Source organism: Streptomyces sp. CA-142005 (genome assembly GCF_050942335.1).
In the GTDB taxonomy this organism is placed as follows: Bacteria; Actinomycetota; Actinomycetes; order Streptomycetales; family Streptomycetaceae; genus Streptomyces.
The window spans coordinates 2,286,649-2,304,526 of sequence record NZ_CP192078.1; the positions used below are offsets into that span (position 1 = coordinate 2,286,649).

The 17,878-nt window shown below is 70.6% G+C and carries 15 protein-coding genes and 1 pseudogene; 4 read left to right on the forward strand and 12 right to left on the reverse strand.

Translation table 11 applies throughout. The annotated features are described in order from the left end of the window. Positions 1 to 87: 87 nt before the first annotated feature. Complete coding sequence (locus tag ACQPXS_RS10935) at positions 88 to 987, reverse strand: helix-turn-helix transcriptional regulator (protein ID WP_433449078.1); 900 nt, start codon at positions 985 to 987, stop codon at positions 88 to 90. A 197-nt stretch (positions 988 to 1,184) separates the two neighbouring features. Between ACQPXS_RS10935 and ACQPXS_RS10940 the strand changes: the two genes are divergently transcribed. Beyond that, entirely contained in the window at positions 1,185 to 1,619 is a 435-nt protein-coding gene (locus ACQPXS_RS10940; RefSeq protein ID WP_356317699.1) for a nuclear transport factor 2 family protein, read from the forward strand. A gap of 93 nt (positions 1,620 to 1,712) precedes the next feature. On the opposite strand, the pseudogene ACQPXS_RS10945 reads toward ACQPXS_RS10940, so the two are convergent. After that, positions 1,713 to 2,196 (reverse strand): annotated as a pseudogene (locus ACQPXS_RS10945) (integrase/recombinase); the annotation flags it as partial. 545 nt (positions 2,197 to 2,741) lie between these two features. Beyond that, the gene (locus ACQPXS_RS10950) at positions 2,742 to 3,914 is read right to left on the reverse strand and encodes an acyl-CoA dehydrogenase family protein (RefSeq protein WP_433449079.1); all 1,173 of its coding nucleotides are present in this window, start codon (positions 3,912 to 3,914) and stop codon (positions 2,742 to 2,744) included. Between the two features lie 333 nt (positions 3,915 to 4,247). On the opposite strand from ACQPXS_RS10950, the gene ACQPXS_RS10955 reads away from it, so the two are divergent. Further along, entirely contained in the window at positions 4,248 to 5,480 is a 1,233-nt protein-coding gene (locus ACQPXS_RS10955; RefSeq protein ID WP_433449080.1) for a glycoside hydrolase family 18 protein, read from the forward strand. A gap of 57 nt (positions 5,481 to 5,537) precedes the next feature. On the opposite strand, the gene ACQPXS_RS10960 is transcribed toward ACQPXS_RS10955, so the two are convergent. The 5 genes from ACQPXS_RS10960 to ACQPXS_RS10980 form a co-directional block, all read right to left on the reverse strand. After that, positions 5,538 to 6,191 carry a TetR/AcrR family transcriptional regulator gene (locus ACQPXS_RS10960; protein WP_433449081.1) on the reverse strand — a complete coding sequence of 218 codons (654 nt, stop codon included), beginning with the start codon at positions 6,189 to 6,191 and terminating at the stop codon, positions 5,538 to 5,540. Between the two features lie 104 nt (positions 6,192 to 6,295). After that, the gene (locus tag ACQPXS_RS10965) at positions 6,296 to 6,442 is read right to left on the reverse strand and encodes an SCO1431 family membrane protein (RefSeq protein WP_433449082.1); all 147 of its coding nucleotides are present in this window, start codon (positions 6,440 to 6,442) and stop codon (positions 6,296 to 6,298) included. Positions 6,443 to 6,496: 54 nt separating this feature from the next. Further along, positions 6,497 to 7,861 carry a peptidase C39 family protein gene (locus ACQPXS_RS10970; protein WP_433449083.1) on the reverse strand — a complete coding sequence of 455 codons (1,365 nt, stop codon included), beginning with the start codon at positions 7,859 to 7,861 and terminating at the stop codon, positions 6,497 to 6,499. 239 nt (positions 7,862 to 8,100) lie between these two features. Next, complete coding sequence (locus ACQPXS_RS10975; RefSeq protein ID WP_433449084.1) at positions 8,101 to 9,642, reverse strand: amino acid permease; 1,542 nt, start codon at positions 9,640 to 9,642, stop codon at positions 8,101 to 8,103. A gap of 80 nt (positions 9,643 to 9,722) precedes the next feature. Beyond that, on the reverse strand, positions 9,723 to 10,679 hold the full coding sequence (locus tag ACQPXS_RS10980) for a hypothetical protein (RefSeq protein WP_433449085.1): 957 nt from the start codon (positions 10,677 to 10,679) through the stop codon (positions 9,723 to 9,725). Positions 10,680 to 10,898: 219 nt separating this feature from the next. On the opposite strand from ACQPXS_RS10980, the gene ACQPXS_RS10985 reads away from it, so the two are divergent. Then, positions 10,899 to 11,519, forward strand: a complete 621-nt coding sequence (locus ACQPXS_RS10985; RefSeq protein ID WP_433455787.1) for a uridine kinase family protein — start codon at positions 10,899 to 10,901, stop codon at positions 11,517 to 11,519. A 427-nt stretch (positions 11,520 to 11,946) separates the two neighbouring features. After that, entirely contained in the window at positions 11,947 to 13,806 is a 1,860-nt protein-coding gene (locus ACQPXS_RS10990; protein ID WP_433449086.1) for an AAA family ATPase, read from the forward strand. Positions 13,807 to 13,885: 79 nt separating this feature from the next. Here the strand turns inward: ACQPXS_RS10990 and ACQPXS_RS10995 are convergent, their stop codons facing one another. The 4 genes from ACQPXS_RS10995 to hisG all read right to left on the reverse strand — a co-directional run bounded on the left by ACQPXS_RS10995 (position 13,886) and on the right by hisG (position 17,836). Beyond that, positions 13,886 to 14,959, reverse strand: coding sequence for a hemolysin family protein (locus tag ACQPXS_RS10995; RefSeq protein WP_433449087.1), 1,074 nt, complete (start codon positions 14,957 to 14,959; stop codon positions 13,886 to 13,888). Then, the gene (locus ACQPXS_RS11000) at positions 14,956 to 16,290 is read right to left on the reverse strand and encodes a hemolysin family protein (protein WP_433449088.1); all 1,335 of its coding nucleotides are present in this window, start codon (positions 16,288 to 16,290) and stop codon (positions 14,956 to 14,958) included. Before ACQPXS_RS11000 ends, ACQPXS_RS10995 begins: the two co-directional genes overlap by 4 nt. 226 nt (positions 16,291 to 16,516) lie before the next feature. Beyond that, the gene (locus tag ACQPXS_RS11005; RefSeq protein ID WP_351809551.1) at positions 16,517 to 16,972 is read right to left on the reverse strand and encodes a PH domain-containing protein; all 456 of its coding nucleotides are present in this window, start codon (positions 16,970 to 16,972) and stop codon (positions 16,517 to 16,519) included. 15 nt (positions 16,973 to 16,987) lie between these two features. Beyond that, positions 16,988 to 17,836 carry an ATP phosphoribosyltransferase gene (gene hisG / locus ACQPXS_RS11010; protein ID WP_433449089.1) on the reverse strand — a complete coding sequence of 283 codons (849 nt, stop codon included), beginning with the start codon at positions 17,834 to 17,836 and terminating at the stop codon, positions 16,988 to 16,990. Positions 17,837 to 17,878 lie beyond the last annotated feature (42 nt).

The window sequence follows — 17,878 nt, forward strand, 5'->3', positions numbered from 1 at the left end:
CCAGCCCCGGTCACCAGGGCTGGGCGACATGTGCTCCGCAGGTGGCCGCAAGCGGGGTGGAGCGGTTCTTCGGGCAGATGTGGCCCGTCAGGGCTGCCGGGTCGACGGTTTGCTCGTGGATTGCGCGTTCTGCTCCAGTCCGGTTGTGGCGGACCAGCTGGCGAGCAGCTTCAGGCCGTCCTCAGCGGCGGTTTCGGGGGGCGCGCTGTAGACGACCACGCTCAGGCCGCTTTCGTCCGGCAGGCTCATGGTCTCCTGATCGAGTTCCAGGTCGCCGACGAGCGGATGGTTGAGGCGTTTGGTGCTCTCGCGGAAGACATGCACGTCGTGGGATCCCCACATCACGCGGAAGGTGTCGCTGCGGGTGGACAGTTCACCGATCAGGTTCGACAGTTCCCGGTCGTAGGGGCTCTTCCCCGCCTCGACGCGCAGCGCGCCCACGGCGAAGCGGGCCATGCGCTCCCAGTCGGTGTAGAACCGCCTGGCTGCTGGATTGAAGAACGCGAACCGGGCGACGTTCGCCCCGCAGGTCGGGTCGGCGTACATCTCCGAGTACAGGGCCCGGCCCAGTGGGTTGGCGGCCAGCGTGTCGAGGCGGTTGTTCATCACGTATGCCGGCATCCCCGGCATGCCTTCGACGATCCGCGCCACGCTCGGCCTCACCGTCGGCCGGACCTCCCGCTGCCGTGCCCGCGCCCCCGGCGCCGGCCCGGCAGCGCGGGCGAGGTCGTACAGGTACATGCGCTCGGTGGCATCCAGCCGCAGGGCGCGAGCCAGGGCGTCCAGCACGCTGTCGGAGACACCTTGGAGGTTGCCGCGCTCCAGGCGCGTGTAGTACTCGACGCTCACCCCGGCGAGCGTGGCGACCTCTCCCCTGCGCAGTCCGGGCACCCGCCGCTGACCGTAGGCCGGCAGACCCGCCTGCTCGGGGGTGATCTTGTCGCGTCGGGAGCGGAGGAAAGCGCTGACTGCGTCCCGGTTGTCCATGACGACAGGGTAGGCAGGCCACGCGAGCGGTGGGGGACCCTGCCAGTACCCCTCACAGCAGAAACTCCCCCGTCACGCCCCTCTGCCGTTGCATGGTGCGTGCCCCGATCCTCTGGGGCCCGACCGGTGCGAGGACGCATGTGCCCCCGGGCCGGCCGACCTTTCCAGTACCGGAACAAAACTGAAGGGCACGCAAGATGAGCAACCAGATGAAGACGCTGGCGGAGAGCCCCGCGCAGGTCGTGCGAGGGCTGTATGACGCGCTGAGCAAGGGCGACGTGCCGGGTGTCCTGGCCAAGCTCGCCCCCGAGGTGATCGTCGACGAGCCGACCCAGCTCCCCTACGGCGGCGTGCACCAGGGCCGCGAGGTGTTCGTGCAGTCGATCCTGGGCGCGATGATGGGCTACGCCAACGTCGCCATCACCGATGCCGAGGTGTTCGAAGGCCCGGCCGGCGTCATCGGAAGGCTCACCGGAACGCTCACGGCCCACACCACCGGTGAGGAGTTCCCGCTGACCATGGTCGAGATCCACCAGGTCGAGGACGGCACGGTGCGCAAGATCGACGTCTACACCAAGAACCCCCACGAGCTCGCCGCGTTCTACGCGCGCGCCGAGGCGGGCACCCGCTGACGACGGCACCTCGACAAGATTCCGGCCGAGTTGCCTCACGGCAGCGCGAGCAACTCGGCCGACTCATCCCCAGCCCAGGCCCAGGCCGTCGCATCGATGACCCCTGTCCGCATCAGCGACACCGCGACCAGCCACGCCAGCGGTCTCATAGAGCATCCGCCACAGCGTCTTCTCCCGAAGATGTACCTCGCGCCGGGCGATCAGCCGGTCCACGGCCATCTTTGAGCGGGCCGGGGTCTCGGAGTCTGGCACCGCCAGCCGCGTCGCCCAGGCCGGGACGGACGGCCCGTCGTAGCCGTGCTCCTCGCACCAAGCCCAGCCACGACAGCACCGACGCCCGACGCGCGTTCCAAGTGTTGACCGCCGCGGTGCCCCACAGCAGCTCCAGGGCCTCGCCGATCTCGTCGTCCGCGACCGACCCGAGCGGGCGGCCCTCACCGATCCGCTCGGCCGTCTTGCCGACGCTGGTCGAGTAGCTTCGGACCGTGTTCGGGTTGCCGAGCGAGTCGAGGAAGGCGTCCGCCGCCGCACGGACGGTCAACGTCTTCCCGGCCGGCAGTTGCACGACGGTGGGCACCGCCTCCCCCCTGCCGCAGACAACAGGGCCGCTTCACGTACGGCCCGGAGAACGTCATCGCAGGTGACGAACCAAGTTCCCGCAGACAATAGGGCGTTATCTGCGGAACGACTTCGGACGGGTCCGGCCGTCGATACTCCGTCAGCCGCCCACCAGGGCCGACAGATCCTTAGCGCCGGTTTTCGTTCCGATGCTCCTCAACCCCCCTCCTGAGCGTCCGTCGGCTGACGGTACGTCAGATGACCGGAGGAGGCCAGAGCGGGGACGGGACGGGTCTGGACTGACGCTCGATTCCGCCGGGCGGTGACCTGCCCGGGCGCTGCCGCGTTGATCGGGCATGACCCCCATGCACGCGACCACCGGGCGTCAGCGCCGCATTCTCGTCCCCCGACCCGCAGAATCGGTTCCGCCGCCGCCCGCCCCACAGGACCCGCCCATCTACCGCGACCTCATGCGGACCTGGGCCGACCGGGGCCGGACCCTTCCGGGCCGCCACGACCCGGAGTGGATCAGGCTGGCGGCCCCGACGGTCCGCACGGGGCAGTTCAGTGAGCTTCGGGTCCCGCCACGTGACGGGCGATGACCATCCGCTGGATCTGGTTGGTGCCCTCGACGATCTGCAGGACCTTGGCCTCGCGCATGTAGCGCTCGGCCGGGAAGTCGGTGGTGTAGCCGTACCCGCCGAGTACCTGCACGGCGTCCGTGGTCACCTTCATGGCCGTGTCGGTGCAGTGCAGCTTCGCCATGGCGGCCTGCTTGGCGAACGGCTTGCCGGCGTCGCGCAGCCGGGCCGCCGCGAGGTAGAGCGCGCGGCCGGCCTCGATCTGGGTGGCCATGTCGGCGAGCATGAAGCGCAGGCCCTGGAAGTCGGCGATGGGGCGGGCGAACTGCCGGCGCTGGGTGGCGTAGGCGACCGCCTCGTCCAGGGCGGCCTGGGCGAGGCCGATCGCGCAGGCGGCGATGCCGAGCCGTCCGGAGTCCAGGGCGGACAGGGCGATGAAGAAGCCCTGGCCCTCCTCGCCGATCCGCCGGTCGTCGCCGACGCGGACGCCGTCGAGGTGGACCTGCGCGGTGGGCGAGCCCTTCATGCCCATCTTCTTCTCGGGCGCCGCCCCGCTCAGCCCCGGCGCGTCCCCGGGGACCAGGAAGGCGGTGATCCCGCGCGGCCCCTCCTCGCCGGTGCGGGCCATCACGGTGTAGAAGTCGGCGATGCCGCCGTGCGTGATCCAGGCCTTGGTGCCGTTGATCACCCACTGGTCGCCGTCACGCACGGCCTTCGTGCGAAGTGAGGCCGCGTCGGAGCCGGAGGACGGCTCGGAGAGGCAGTACGCACCGAGCAGGCCGCCGCCGAGCATGGCGGGCAGGTGCTCGACCTGCTGCTGCTTGGTGCCGTAGGTGGCGAGCGCGTAGGAGGCGAGCGTGTGCACGCTGACGCCGAGGCCCACGGTGAGCCGCGCCGCGGCCAGCTCCTCCAGGACCTGCAGGTACACCTCGTAGGGCTGGTCGCCGCCGCCGTACTCGGAGTCGTACGGCAGGCCGAGCAGGCCCGATTCGGACAGCAGGGTGAAGACCTCGCGCGGAAAGCGCCCCGCGTCCTCCTCCTCGGCCGCCTTCGGCGCGATCTCACGCTGGGCGATGTCACGGACGAGAGCGAGCAGATCCCGCGCCTCCTCCGTCGGCAGCTGACGCTCCACCGGCTGCGGGTCGCGGTCGGACATGGCGTCGGTCTCCTCCCTGGTCGGGCACCGGCGGTCTGGCCCTGGGGGTGGGGGCGGCTCCGCCTGGTCTTTCCGGATGGCCGAAGGCGCCCTCTCCCGGGTCTCGGAAGCGGCTGACCAGCGGCTGTGCGCTGTGAGTATGCCCGATCAGCGACCTCCAGTCACCAGTTAACGACCGCTTACTTCAAGAATCCACTCGGGCCGCCCCGGCGCCTCGAAATTGGTCCGAACCATTGACTCACTGGTCTAGTCCTCCTACTGTGCATGACCAACGCTTTACCGCGTTCATGCCAATCGGCGCGCGTTCCCCTCTCCCCCACGAGGAGACACCCGATGCACACTCCCCACCGCTCGCGGCTGCGGGCGTTCGTCGCGACCGCGTGTACCGCCGTCCTCGGCGCCGGACTGCTCGCCGGCGCGGGCACCGCCACCGCGGCGGCCCCGGCAGCGCCGCAGGTCAAGGCCGGCTCGAAGGTCGTCGGCTACTTCACCGAATGGGGCACCTACGACCGCAAGTACTACGTCAGGAACGTCGAGACCTCGGGGTCGGCGGCCCGGCTGACCCACATCAACTACGCCTTCGGCAACGTCACCGGCGGCAAGTGCGCCATGGGCGACTCCTACGCGGCCACCGACCGCGCCTACACCGCCGCCGAGTCGGTGGACGGCGTCGCCGACACCTGGGACCAGCCCCTGCGCGGCAACTTCAACCAGCTGCTGAAGCTGAAGAAGAAGCACCCGGGCCTGAAGGTCCTGTGGTCCTTCGGCGGCTGGACCTGGTCGAGCGGCTTCGGCGAGGCCGCGAAGAACCCCGCCGCCTTCGCCCAGTCCTGCTACGACCTGGTGAAGAACTCCAAGTGGGCCGGGCTGTTCGACGGCATCGACATCGACTGGGAGTACCCCAACGCCTGCGGCAACACCTGCGACACCAGCGGCCGGGAGGCGTTCAGGAACGTCATGGCGGCCCTGCGGTCGAAGTTCGGCGGCAGCGCGCTGGTCACGGCGGCGATCACCGCGGACGCCTCCGGCGGCGGCAAGATCGACGCGGCGGACTACGCGGGCGCCGCGCAGTACGTGAACTGGTACAACCCGATGACGTACGACTACTTCGGCGCCTGGGACGCGAGCGGCCCGACCGCCCCGCACTCCCCGCTGACCTCCTACTCGGGCATCCCGAAGGCGGGCTACAACACCTCCGCGACCATCGCCAAGCTCAAGGGCCTCGGCATCCCGGCGTCCAAGCTGCTGCTCGGCATCGGCTTCTACGGCCGCGGCTGGACCGGGGTCACCCAGGCGGCGCCCGGCGGGACGGCCACCGGACCGGCGGCGGGGACCTACGAGCAGGGCATCGACGACTACAAGGTGCTCAAGGCCAAGTGCCCGGCGACCGGCACCGTGGGCGGCACGGCCTACGCCAAGTGCGGCAGTGACTGGTGGAGTTACGACACCCCGGCGACCATCGCCACGAAGATGACGTACAAGAACCAGCAGGGCCTCGGCGGCACCTTCTTCTGGGAACTGAGCGGCGACACCGCGAACGGCGAGCTGATCAAGGCCATCGACTAGCCCGGCACCAGGGGGACTCGGGAGCGGAGGACCACGAGCCCGAAGTCCCCCGGTGTGTCAGGCGTCGCGACGGGCCGGCTGGGGCGCCGGGTAGGCCGGGTCGAGTTCCTCGACGGCCCGCAGTGCTCCGCCGAGCGTCTTCACCAGCAGCTCGCGCATGGTGTCGCGGGACAGCTCGGGGCGGTCGATCCAGTCCAGGGTCGCGCCCTCGACACTGCACACCCAGGAGAGCAGGCCCATCCGGGCGAGCGGGGCGATGTCGCTGCGGCCGTAGGCCCCGTCGGCGATGGTGGCGATGATCGCCTCGCGGACGCCGTCCCGGATGGCGTGGACCTCGGCGTCGAAGCCGACGCCGCCGCTGACGATGGTGCGGTAGGCGGCCTGGTGGTGCTCGGCGTAGCGCAGATAGCCGTCGATGGTGCGGTGGACCCGGTCCACGGCGGGCAACTCGAGACCGTTCGCCGCGAAGGTGACCAGGTCGGCGACGGAGTCCTGGATGATCGCCAGGTAATAGCCGCGCTTGGACTGGAAGTAGTAGTAGATCAGCCCCTTGGCGACATGCGCCTGGCGGGCGATGTCGTCCATGGACAGCGCGTCGTAGGACGTGTCGGCGAACAACTTCCGCCCGATGGCGATGAGTTCGGCGCGACGGGCCATCGAGCGCTCGGTGCCGCGCATCCGGGGACGGACGGCGGCACGCTGATGCGGCATATTCAATGTCGACCCTGTTCCAGGCGGTCGGCGGGACCACCGCAGTATGTCAGAACATGCCGCACACGTGAGCGGGTCGATGCGGAGCGGGCCGGGCCCGGAGGTCAGAGCAGGCCGAGCCGGGTCACGAACATGGCGACGACCGCCACGAGGACCCACCCCATGACGTGCTCGAGGATCTTCGGGCCGTCCTCGCGGGGGCCGCCGGTGCGCGCGCGGGTGGCGGTGGCCAGGTGCGTGGTCATATCCATTTGTCCACCTTGCCACCCGCGACGGCGTCCGCGGCGATGAGCTTGCTCACACGGTCAGTGCACACCCACCGCCGCGAGCGCCATGCGCTGGCTCGGGCTCGGGTGGGCCGGGAAGTAGAGGTAACAGACTCCCCCGGTGCCGGAGACGACCTTGCCCGAGGCGTTGTACCGCTTGGTCCTGAGCCAGATGTTCTCGAACTCCCGGCGCAGATAGACCCGTCGTACCGCCTCGTCGCTCGGCGAGGCCGGGTCGTTGGCGATCACGTCGCCGTCCGCGGTGAAGCCGATCACGGTCATCAGGTGGCCCGAGGTGCCGTAGCCGGCGCCGGTCAGCTCGGTCTTCAGGAACGACTGGGACGTTATGGCCGGGATGCCGGCGGCGATCAGGGTCTCCAGGTCGGTGAGCGAGGCGAGCCGCGTGACCACGCCCTGCAGGCCATCGAACGTGGCCGCGTACGCGGCGTTGAACGGCCAGTTTCCGCAACCCTCGTACTGGGCGTCGTAGGTGAAGCGGGCGGCGTGGTCCACCTGCGGGTCGGCGTACGTCGGGTCGACCCAGGACAGCTGCTCGGGGGTGAGCCGGCCGCCCCAGTACTCGATGATCATCTGCGAGGAGGTGGGGCTGCACCATGCCTCGCCGCCGCCGTCGTACTGCGGGTACTGGCCCTTGTGGATCTCCTGCGAGTAGCGCGGGACGGCCAGTTCCTGGGCGAGGCCGGGGGTGGAGGCGGGGACGGTGAAGCGGTCGGGGATGTCGGACCCCATGGCGCCCAGCCGCCATACGGTCGGCGTCAGATGCGTCCCCGGCCTGCGGTAGAGGGTGAGGCGCAGCCGGTACGACGTCAGGCGCAGGCCGGTGCTCGCGTCGTCGATGGCGAACGTGTCGGTCCAGATGCTGCTCTTGCCGTCGGCCTGGCCGTCCACCGAGGTCCGCTTGATGTCCTGGTCACCGGCCGCCCAGCGGCCCATCACGTACCACGGGGTCTCGGTGCCGTCGGAGTACGTGCCCTGGAGTTCCACCTGGAGCCAGGTGCCCTCGGGGGTGTGGGCGTTCCAGGAGGAGACGACCTCGGTGGCGGGGACGGTGAGCCGGTGGACCGGGGAGGTCCAGGTGGCGTACTCCCAGGTGGCGGTCGTGCCGGTGTGCGGGTCGGTGTAGTCGGTGCGATCGGCCGGGGCGCCGATGAGGACGCCGGGGCGGGCTCCGGCGACGGCCCGGACACCCTGGGCCGCGCCGAGGCGCCACTCGCGGTAGGTGGTCCAGGAGTGGTAGTCGATCGGGCGGGCCGGCGCCTTGCCGGGGTCGTCCGCGGCGGTGGCTCGCTGCGCGGCGGCAGCGGGGACCGTTCCACCGGCCACCGCCACGGCGACGGCTGCGGTGAGGACGGCTCTGCGGGACGGCTGTTGGGCTCTGCTCATGGGCGCGATTACCCCCGGGTGTCCGATGATCCGGTGCGGTGTGTGCGCCAACTATGGAGCAGGAGGCATGCCGCTGCCAGCACTTCTGCACATGCGGCGCCATCAATATTGGTCTCGTCCACTGGAACGGCAGAGCGGAGCCCGCTCGAGACGCCGAGCGGGGAACCGCGCGGCGGCCCGCAGCCGCACAGCTCCCCGCAGCCACCCGGACCGGACGCCTCCTGCCGTGGTGCTCGGCGTCAGACGAGATCCATCGCGGCGACCTCGTCGGGCCGGCCGTAGCTGATCGGTCCCTGGAAGCGGCGGCGGGCGGTGGCGAACCACCACACCGTCGCGACGAGCAGGACGACGGCGAGCGCGATCGGCGCGTAGTTGAAGGTGTCGACGGTGATCGGCGAGGCCTGCGGCAGCATGAACAGCACGCTGCTGAGCACGATCCAGATCACCGCGAGCCAGCCGACCGGCCGGCCCCAGCGGCCCAGGTGCCACGGCCCGGGCTGGAACTCGCCGCCGAGCCGCAGCCGCAGGAAGATCGGCACGGCGTAGGCGAGGAAGAGGCCGACCACGTTGACGCTGACGATCGCGGTGAACGCGGTGTGCGACCACCAGCCGGGCACGACCAGGGCGACCGAGCAGGCCACCGCGAGCCACACCGCCTTCACGGGCGTACGCGTGCGCGGCGAGACCGAGTGCCACCAGCGGGAGCCGGGCATGGCGCCGTCCCGGGAGAAGGCGAAGATCTGCCGGGTGTTGCTGGTGAGGTTGGCGAGACCGCAGAAGAGCATCGCGCCGATGACGCTGAGCAGCATGACCTTGGCGGTGCCGAGACCGAGGCCGTCGATGAGAATCTGGACGGGCGGCGCATCCGAACCGGCCACCTTGGCGTAGTCGCCGATGCTGTAGACGAGCGCGAGCATCAGGATCAGACCGGTGATCGCCGAATAGCCGATGGAGCGGGTGATCCCCTTGGGCGCGTTGATCGTCGCGTGGACCGTTTCCTCGGACATGTGGAAGCTGCCGTCGAACCCGGTGAACGTCCAGCTGGTGACCAGCAGGCCGAGCATGCCGCCGTAAAGTCCGCTCGTGAAGCCGGTGTTGTTCTCGAAATGCGTCACGAAGGACGCCGGCTGGTGGTGATCGGGCATCACTATGAGTGCGCCCACGATCACCACGAGTCCGATCAGCAGCCACCACACGGAAATGCGGTTCAGTACGGCGACGAGTTGCACGGTGTAGGTGTTGGCGAGGCCTTGCACGACGATGATCAGGGCCGTGATCAGCACCGTCTGGTGCGTGGTCGGCTGGTAGGAGGGCCACTGCAGGTGGATGAAGGCCTGGATGAAGGTGGCGGCCGCATAACCGGTGGCGGCGGTGCCGCCGATCTGGCCCACGAAGTTCAGCCAGCCGGTGAACCAGGACCAGGCGCCCTTGTGGCGCTTTGCAAGTTTACCGGCGGAGAAATACAGGGCACCGCTCGTCGGATAGGCCGAGGCGACTTCCGCCATGGCCGCACCGATGAGGAGCACCATGACGCAGACCCCGATCCAGCCGAACACGAGAATGCGCGGGCCGCCCGCGTTCATCCCGAATCCGAAGGACGAGAAAATGCCCGAGAGGATATTGATGATGGTGAAGGAGATCGCGAAATTGTCGAACGCCTGGAAGCGGCGGGTGAGTTTCCGCGGATAACCCATCGCGTGCAGGGTCGCGTCGTCGTCGAGCACGACCGCGTCCTCACCCGCGCGGGCCTTCGCCCGTGGCGTCGATGTCCGTTCCGACACAGTTCGGCCTTTCTCTCGATGGGGTGAAACTCGATGGGGTGAGATGGGGGTGAGATGAGGATGAAAGGGACGAGCAGGGGTCAGTCGGGCCGTGGCACGGGCAGGCCGCAGGCGCGCCGGGCCCGGGAGAGCTGCTCGGCGGGGTCGCCGAAGGCGCTCCAGGGCATGCGTGAGGCGTACGGGCCCATCGCCGTGAACACCGCCCGGGCCTCGAACTCGCGCTGGGCCATGACCAGGGCGTGCGCGAGGTAGGCCAGGTCGAGCACCGGGGTGAAGCGGTAACGGGCCACCGCGGGCAGCCAGTTCCGGTAGATCGCCAGCGCCGTGGCGCGCCACTGCGGCTCTTCCCAGACGCGGTCGGCGAGCAGCTGGGTGGGGTTGTAGCTCTCCACCAGAGCCACCAGCGGCAGTAGCCGGAGGGCGGCGTCGGCGGGCGCCCGCTGGCTGAGGAAAGCGGCCACGTCCCAGGCCGCGTTGACCGAACCGCCGTGCCGCGTGAAGAAGAACGACAGAAAGCGGTGGTGACCCTCGCGGTGCCAGGGGTCCAGCGACAGGATGTGCGCGAACAGCCGCCAGGGCCCGGCCGGGGCGGTGAGCAGGCCGCGCGGCGCCGGGTCGCTCGGCCGGTGCAGCCGGGCCATGGCCAGCTTGGCGACCCAGGGCGTGGGGTCCTCGGGGGCCATGGCGGCGGCGCGGTCGCAGGCGGTCAGCGCGATCCGCTCCAGCGCCTCGGCGCGCTCGTCGCGGGCGTCGGCGGCCCGCAGGGCGCGCTGCACGGCGACCCGGGCCCACATCAGCGTCGCCTCGGGCGTCGGTTCCTCGGCGAGCCAGCGCTCGACCAGATCGGTGCCGGCCGCCTCCGAGGCGAGGACCAGCGAGCGATGGGCGCGCAGGGCGTGGTCGGTACGCGTCTCGGCGAGGGCCTCGCACGCGTATCGATAACGTCCGGCACGCACATCGACGCATACGCTCGCCAGGACACGGTCGTCGGCCGCCGGATGCCACACATAGTGCCCTTCGAATAACTCCGCGACCATGTCCCCCTGCCAGTCCCCGTGCGGCGCACAGCGGTTGCGCTGGAGGCACCCTACTCAGCGACGGGCACACCCGGAACGCCTAATTCGACATATCGGTCAGGGGATTCGCGAATGTTTATCGGGGCCATTGACTGGCTGCCAGCCGATGATTCAAAACGCGACCACTACTACACTGTTTCCGGAAAACCGCCCACACCGACCACAACCGGGGGAACCATCATTCGCGACCTCGCCACCCGGCTGCGCGGGCTCGCCCCCTCCCTGGGGCCGGTCCGGCTGATCGGCGTCGACGGACACGCCGGCTCGGGAAAGTCCACGTTCTCCGGGCACTTGGCCGCCGCGCTCGGCGGGGCTCCGGTGCTGCACCTCGACGACATCGCCAGCCACGAGCAGCTCTTCGAGTGGACCGACCGGCTGATGGCCCAGGTGATCCACCCGCTCGCCCGGGGCGAGAACGCGTCCTACACGCCCTACGACTGGCGCGCCCGCGGCTTCGGCGCGCCGCGCCCGCTGCCGGCCGCGCCCGTGGTCCTCGTCGAAGGGGTCGGTGCCGGCCGCCGGGCACTGCGGCCGCATCTGGCCATGCTGCTGTGGATGGAGCTGCCCCGGGAGGAGTCCTGGACGCGCGGCCGACTGCGGGACGGGGCGGAGCAGCGGGAGTTCTGGGAGGGCTGGGTCGAGGCGGAGCGCGCGCACTTCGCCGCGGACCCAACGCGCCCCCATGCCGACCTCCTGGTACTGCAGAAACCCGAGGGGTACGAGGTACTGCCGGGTCCTGAGACGACCCGTGGACCGGACCAAGGCGTGACCCAGAGTGACGGAGCGTCCGCGTTGTGGTGAACGTGTGAAGACCCTTGCGGGGGAACTTCTCCCAGTGCCTCAACTCCGCTTGACCGGGGGGCCGTACAGGTCTTACGTTCTCAATGAGCGGTCATTCGGGACCGCCCCCAGACGCGAAGCCCCCGGTTGTTCCCCCGTGACCGGGGGCTTCGTTCTGCCCGCGCCGCTCTTTCCGGGCGCCCGGCGCACCGATCCGCTCACCCTCGGTCACCGATCCGTGTGCGCCCCGTCCGCCCCCACCTCGCCAAACGTCCCGTGCGGCACCCTTCGGCGCGCGGTCATGGCGCGGGTACGATGCCCTCGGTGCGACCTTCGAGGCTGATCGCGCACCTGTAACTCCGGTCCGCGGCACGGCGGTTCGACCGCGGCGGCCGTCGGGCGACTGCCCGGTGGTGAACCACGGGGACACGGTCTGTGGGGGGACGGGATGGACTTCGGCACGCAGGGCCCCGAGGCCCCGGCCGACCTGGCCTGGCTGCGGGGTGTGGACGCCTACACGATGGGCGCCTATCCGCAGGCGGAGGAGGAGTTCCGCACCGCGGTGCGGATGGACCCCGGGATGGCCGACGGCTGGCTCGGCCTGCACGCGCTCCGGGTCGACACGACGACCGCGCTGCTCAGGATGTTCCGGCACCGCGACCGCTTCGGCGAACAGCGCGCCCGGCACCGCCGGACCCTCAACTCCTGGTACTGGCTGGGCTGGTGGGTGCAGCCGGTGCTGGAGAGCCCGCGTGATCTGCTGCTCGCGCACGCCTCGCACTGGCTGGACGGCCGGCACGTGCCCGAGCTGGACCGGGCCCTGGCCGGGCTGCCCCCGGTCGACACCGACCCGCAGGTCCGCTTCCTGCACGCCTGCCGCGCCTACCTGGTCAAGGACTGGGAGCAGCTGGTACGGCACACCGACCCGCTGCTGGACGACGCCATGCTCGGCATCGAGGCGGGCCTGTTCGGCGGCATGGCCAGGGTACGGCTGGAAATGTACGGGCAGGCCGAACCCCTGCTGTCGGCGGCGCTGATGCGCTGCCGCAGCGAGCAGCCGCAGCGCAAGGAGCTGCGCTACTGGCTGGCGCGGGCGCACGAGGGCACGGGCCGTTCCGCCGCCGCGCTCCCCCTCTACCGGGCCGTGCACCGCGTCGACCCGGCCTTCATGGACACCTCGGCACGGCTCGCGGCGATCGCCGAGGGCGACGGGTACGACGACACCGCCGACCTGGCCGCGATCACGCTGACCGGTGCCGGGCAGGACAGCGTGGACGGGCCCGACGGATTCGATCCGCTGTTCGGCACCGAGGGCCGTGATCTGCGGCTGCCGGAGCCGGATCTGCCGACGGGGCCCCTGCCCTCGGTGAGCGATCCGGGGGTGCGGGTGAAGACCGGTGTCTCCTCCCCCGTTCCGGCCGGGCCGACCGATCCCGCTCTCCTTGAGGAGGCGCTCGCCGAGCTCGAGCGCATGGTGGGGCTGGACCCGGTGAAACGCCAGGTCAAGGCGTTGTCCGCGCAGTTGAACATGGCCCGGCTGCGGGCCGGGCAGGGGCTGCCGGTGCAGCCGCCGAAGCGGCACTTCGTCTTCTCGGGGCCGTCGGGGACGGGGAAGACCACGGTGGCCCGGATCCTGGGCCGGGTCTTCTACGCCCTGGGCCTGCTCGGCGGGGACCACCTGGTGGAGGCCCAGCGGGCCGATCTGGTCGGCGAGTACCTCGGGCAGACGGCCGTGAAGGCCAACGAGCTGATCGACTCCGCGATCGGCGGGGTGCTGTTCGTGGACGAGGCGTACTCGCTGTCCAACTCCGGGTACGGCAAGGGGGACGCGTACGGCGACGAGGCCCTGCAGGTGCTGCTGAAGCGGGCCGAGGACAACCGGGACCACCTGGTGGTGATCCTCGCCGGCTATCCGGAGGGCATGGACCGGCTGCTGGCCGCGAACCCCGGACTGTCCTCCCGGTTCACCACCCGCGTCGACTTCCCCTCCTACCGGCCGCAGGAACTCACCGAGATCGGGAAGGTGCTGGCCGCGGAGAACGGGGACCAGTGGGACGAGGAAGCGCTGGAGGAACTGCGCTCGATCGCCGGGCACGTGGTCGAGCAGGGGTGGATCGACGAGCTCGGCAACGGACGGTTCCTGCGCACGCTGTACGAGAAGAGCTGCGCGTACCGGGATCTTCGGCTGTCGACGTACGCGGGGTCGCTGTCGCGGGAGGACTTGGCCACGCTTCGGTTGGCCGACTTGATGCAGGCGTACGGGGAAGTGCTCTCGGGGCGGGGGCCGCAGGATCCGTCGGGTATGTGACGCGCCCCGAAGAGGCGCGGGGAACCGCGCGACCAGCCACACCGCACAGGCAGCCGCGCTGCTCCCCGCACCACCCGGGCTAGGAGGCGAGCACCTGCTCGGGCTCCCCGCTCATCCGTGGCTCCGGCATCTCCCGGTGGGCCGGGTCACGGACCTCGCCGACCAGGAGTTCCAGGACGTCCTCCAGAGCGACGAGCCCCAGCACCCTGCCGGAGGCGTCCGCGACCTGGGCCAGGTGCGTGGCCGCCCGTCGCATGACCGTGAGGGCGTCGTCGAGCGGCAGCTCGGCCCGCAGGGTGGTCATGGGACGCCAGACGTGCTGGGGGACGGCGCGGTCGGAGTGCTCCAGATCGAGGACGTCCTTGACGTGGACATAACCCATGAAGGAGCCCTTGTCCGTCGCCGAGACGGGGAAGCGGGAGTAACCCGTGCGGGCCGTCAGCTCGACGATCTCGCCCGGGGTGACCGACGGGTTGACCGTGACCAGCGACTCGCGGCGCAGCAGGACGTCGGTCACCGGGCGGGAGCCCAGTTCCAGGGCGTCCTCCAGGCGTTCCCTCTCCTCGGGGTCGAGCAGGCCGGCCTGGCCGGAGTCCTCCAGCAGGCGGTTGAGCTGCTCGCTGGTGACGACGGCCTCGACCTCGTCCTTGGGCTCGACCCGGAAGAGCCGCAGGATGCCCTGGGCGCAGGCGCCGAGGGTCACGGTGATCGGCTTGCACAGGCGGGCGAAGTAGACCAGGCCGGGGCTCAGCCACAGCGCCGCCTTCTCGGGGGCCGCCATCGCCAGGTTCTTCGGCACCATCTCGCCGATGACCAGGTGGAAGAAGACCACCGCGGCCAGCGCGATGACATAGCCCAGCGGGTGGACCATGCCGTCGGGGAGGTGGACCGCCGCGAACACCGGCTCCAGCAGATGCGCCACCGTCGGCTCGGCCACCGCGCCCAGCGTCAGCGAGCAGACGGTGATGCCGAACTGGGCCGCCGCCATCATCTGGGGCAGGCGTTCGAGACCGTAGAGCACCTGGCGGGCCCGGGCGGTGCCGAGCGGTTCGATCTGGCTGCGGCGCACGGAGACGAGCGCGAACTCGGCACCGACGAAGAAGCCGTTGGCGAGCACGAGCAGCGCGGCGAAGACCAGTTGGAGGACGCTCATCGGACGGCCTCCATCACGTTCACCGCGGGGGCCGTCCTGACCAGCCGGACCCGTTCGGCGCGGTAGTGGCCGACCTGGCGGACCGAGAGGCGCCAGCCGGGCAGTTCGGCCCGGTCACCGGGGACCGGGATACGGCCGAGCAGGTCGGCGACGAGTCCGGCGACCGTCTCGTACGGCCCCTCGGGCACGTCGAGGCCTATGCGCTGGAGGATGTCGACGCGGCAGCTGCCGTCGGCGTCCCAGGCGGGCCGTCCGTCCTCCGGCGGGGCGGGGGCCAGCTCGGGGATGTCCTTGGCGTCGTGCTCGTCGCGGACCTCTCCGACGAGTTCCTCGACGATGTCCTCCAGGGTGACCACGCCCGCCGTGCCGCCGTACTCGTCGACGACGACCGCGATGGGCTGCTCGGAGCGGAGCCGGGCCAGCAGGGGCTGGACCGGCAGGGTCTCCGGGACCAGCAGCGCCCTGCGGGCGATGCGTGCCACCGGGGTGCGCAACCGGTCGTGCACCGGGACGGCGAGGGCGTCCTTCAGATGGGCCATGCCGACGATCTCGTCGATCTTCTCCCGGTAGACGGGGAAGCGGGACAGACCGGTGGCCCGGGTGAGGTTGACGACGTCCTCGGCGGTTGCCGTGTCCTGGAGGGCGCTGACCTTCACGCGGGGGGTCATGACGTGCTGCGCGGTCAGCTCGCCCAGGGCCAGGGTGCGGACGAACAGGTCGGCCGTGTCCTGTTCCAGGGCGCCGGCCTGCGCGGAGTGCCGCGCCAGGGAGACGAGCTCGCCCGGGGTGCGGGCGGAGGCCAGCTCCTCGGCGGGTTCGACGCCGAGGGCCCGCACCAGCCGGTTGGCGACGGTGTTGAGCGCGGCGATCACCGGCCGGAACAGGCGGGCGAAGCGGTGCTGCGGGCCGGCCACGAACCGGGCGACCTGCAGCGGCTTGGACACCGCCCAGTTCTTGGGCACGAGCTCGCCGATCACCATCTGGATCGCGGAGGCCAGCAGCATGCCGACGACCACGGCGACACCGGAGACGGCGCCCTCCGGGACACCGACGGCGGCGAACGGGCCGTGCAGCAGCCGGGCCAGGGCCGGCTCGGCGAGCATGCCGACGACCAGGGAGGTGATGGTGATGCCGAGCTGGGTGCCGGAGAGCTGGAAGGACAGCTCCTTGAGCGACTCGGCCACCCTACGGGCGCGTCGGTCGCCCTCGGCGGCCGCCCGCTCGGCGTCCGTCGCCTCGACGGTCACCAGGCCGAACTCGGCCGCGACGAAGAATCCGTTGGCGAGGATCAGCAGGAAAGCCGCTCCGAGGAGCAGCAGGGAGACGGTCACGCTGCCACCGCCTTCCCGGTATGTCGGGTCGGGGCGGCGCAGGTACTACAGGACGATCCGTCCATCGCTGGAGGGAGTCACTCCTCGGGTAGCAGGAACCCCTGTGCACCGGGTGGTGCGCCAGGGGCGGGGCCGCAGCGAAACGGCCTCCGTCACCAGATTAATCAAGACATGGGCCACTCGGGCAGGGTGAAGGCCCCCGAGTCAGCCCCGATCCGCCCCCGAGTCAGCCCTGATCTTCCACCGGGTGGGCCGTGGAGCGGGCGTCGGCGAGGGCCCGCAGCGCCTGCGCGTCGGCGATGGCGCGCTGCTTGGCCAGGCCCGGCTGGATGCCGAGCGCGGGCAGGCTGGTGCCGTCGCTGAGGTTGAGGAACACCCAGGGATCCCCCGGACGGAGGTTCACCTGGACGATCTCCGCCCACTCCAGGCGCCGCCTGCTGGCGATGTTGACCACGGTGACACCGGACTCGTCGGCGACGACCTTCACCCGGGAGATCTGGGCCAGCACCCAGAAGATCAGCGCCCCGGTGATGAAGAAGCTCGCCCGCTCCCCCGGGCCGAGCTGCTCCAGCAGCATCGAGATCCCGGAGATGGTGAGGAAGATCACGACACCGGCGGTGAGCAGGATCGCCCGGGTGTGGCCCGGCCGGAACGTGACGGGAAGGGTGGGCAGGTCGGACATCGGTCGGCGTACCCCTTACAGGCGGCAGGCGTGGATGGCCGTGGTGAGGATGGCGCGCGCGCCGATGGCGTACAGGTCGTCCATGATCCGCTGCGCCTCCTTGGCGGGGACCATGGCGCGGACCGCGACCCAGCCCTCGTTGTGCAGCGGGGAGACGGTCGGGGACTCCAGGCCGGGGGTGAGCGCGACGGCCTTCTCCAGCTGCTCGACGCGGCAGTCGTAGTCCATCATCACGTAGGTCCGCGCTACCAGGACGCCCTGGAGGCGGCGCAGGAACTGCTGGACCTTCGGCTCCTCGCCGTCGGTGCCGGTGCGGCGGATGACGATCGCCTCGGACTTCATGATCGGCTCGCCGAAGACCTCCAGGCCGGCGTTGCGCAGGCTGGTGCCGGTCTCCACGACGTCGGCGATGACCTCGGCGACGCCCAGCTCGATCGCGGTCTCCACGGCGCCGTCGAGGTGGACGACGGAGGCGTCGACGCCGCTGTCCTCCAGGTGCCCCGCGACGATGCCCTCGTAGGAGGTGGCGACCGTCTTGCCCTTGAGGTCCTCGACGCCGTTCGCGGTGCCCGGCCTGGCGGCGAAGCGGAAGGTGGAGCGGGCGAAGCCGAGCGGCAGGATCTCCTCGGCATCGGCGCCGGAGTCGATCAGCAGGTCACGGCCGGTGATGCCCACGTCGAGGCGGCCGGAGGCCACGTAGATCGCGATGTCGCGGGGGCGGAGGTAGAAGAACTCGACCTCGTTCACCGGGTCGACGATCCGCAGCTCCTTGGACTCGCGGCGCTGCTGGTAGCCGGCCTCATGCAGCATCTCCGCCGCAGGGCCGGACAGTGAACCCTTGTTGGGGACGGCGATGCGCAGCATGAGGTCGGCTTCCTTTGCGTGAAGGGGTTTTCTGCGGCTTGT

Bases quoted from the DNA above. Each gene is read 5' to 3' on its own strand.
- ACQPXS_RS10995 (WP_433449087.1), bottom strand. From the start codon at position 14,959: ATGAGCGTCCTCCAACTGGTCTTCGCCGCGCTGCTCGTGCTCGCCAAC.
- ACQPXS_RS10970 (WP_433449083.1), bottom strand. From the start codon at position 7,861: ATGAGCAGAGCCCAACAGCCGTCCCGCAGAGCCGTCCTCACCGCAGCC.
- ACQPXS_RS10950 (WP_433449079.1), bottom strand. From the start codon at position 3,914: ATGTCCGACCGCGACCCGCAGCCGGTGGAGCGTCAGCTGCCGACGGAG.
- ACQPXS_RS10990 (WP_433449086.1), top strand. From the start codon at position 11,947: ATGGACTTCGGCACGCAGGGCCCCGAGGCCCCGGCCGACCTGGCCTGG.
- ACQPXS_RS10965 (WP_433449082.1), bottom strand. From the start codon at position 6,442: ATGGATATGACCACGCACCTGGCCACCGCCACCCGCGCGCGCACCGGC.
- ACQPXS_RS10935 (WP_433449078.1), bottom strand. From the start codon at position 987: ATGGACAACCGGGACGCAGTCAGCGCTTTCCTCCGCTCCCGACGCGAC.
- ACQPXS_RS11005 (WP_351809551.1), bottom strand. From the start codon at position 16,972: ATGTCCGACCTGCCCACCCTTCCCGTCACGTTCCGGCCGGGCCACACC.
- ACQPXS_RS10940 (WP_356317699.1), top strand. From the start codon at position 1,185: ATGAGCAACCAGATGAAGACGCTGGCGGAGAGCCCCGCGCAGGTCGTG.
- ACQPXS_RS10980 (WP_433449085.1), bottom strand. From the start codon at position 10,679: ATGGTCGCGGAGTTATTCGAAGGGCACTATGTGTGGCATCCGGCGGCC.
- hisG (WP_433449089.1), bottom strand. From the start codon at position 17,836: ATGCTGCGCATCGCCGTCCCCAACAAGGGTTCACTGTCCGGCCCTGCG.
- ACQPXS_RS10955 (WP_433449080.1), top strand. From the start codon at position 4,248: ATGCACACTCCCCACCGCTCGCGGCTGCGGGCGTTCGTCGCGACCGCG.
- ACQPXS_RS10960 (WP_433449081.1), bottom strand. From the start codon at position 6,191: ATGCCGCATCAGCGTGCCGCCGTCCGTCCCCGGATGCGCGGCACCGAG.